The following is a 771-nucleotide window of genomic DNA, read 5'->3' on the forward strand; positions in this document are numbered from 1 at the left end:
GTTGAGGCTACGTCAACTCGAACGTTCCCCGGGATGAGGTGCACCTGAGCCGGATCCATCGCGAGATGAATCGCAGCCGTGCCATCCGGGCGGCTCTCGATCGACGCGACCTTGCCAACCTGGATGCCGTGCAGCTCGACCTTCGCATCAGGGTTCATCACCAGACCGGCCCGGTCTGAAATCACCACCAGCGGAACGCTATCGGTGAATTCTCCACGAAACAGGCCAACCGCAACGGAAATAGTGCAGCCAATCGCCGCGACCGTGGCCAATCCAGCGAGCGGACGCGAGGCGCGGCGGATAGACCAACCCAGGTGGACGGTAGCCGCTTCGTCACGCGCTGTGCCGGCGGCATGGCGCGAGTTGCGCACCCTGGCGCGTTGCCTCAAAGCTGCTCCCCCTGCCACATCGCTCTACGAAGCCGCCGATCTTCTTCGGTCCGACCAGCGTTGGCGGCGACCGTCATACCGACGCACGTCTTCTCGCGGCAAGGCGGCCGCGAACTGAGCGTCGTTCGTCAACACGCCGGCGATCCTGCGCGCCAACTTCTCGGGGTGACTGTCAATGAGCACTGCGCACCGTCGACATGCCGTGTTCCTTCCGCACTGTGGCCAGATTGCAGACATTCTACATTCTGTACTGCCAGCGGCTAGAGCAGAGGCCGGTGCATCTGATCCCGGCGAGCGCACGTGTGGACGCGGCCTCAACAACGGTTGAGGCACGAAGTATGTGCATCTGATCGCCCCAGAGCGCTCCGCGCCTGAGCCGATA

The 771-nt window shown here is 63.6% G+C and carries 1 protein-coding gene; it reads right to left on the reverse strand.

The features are described 5' to 3' along the window. Nucleotides 1-314 (reverse strand): MlaD family protein (locus A5709_RS11990; protein WP_231986962.1); only part of this gene is annotated, 314 nt, incomplete at its 3' end. Between the last annotated feature and the right edge of the window lie 457 nt (nt 315-771).

The sequence above is a fragment of the Mycobacterium sp. E1386 genome, assembly GCF_001672745.1.
Lineage (GTDB): Bacteria > Actinomycetota > Actinomycetes > Mycobacteriales > Mycobacteriaceae > Mycobacterium.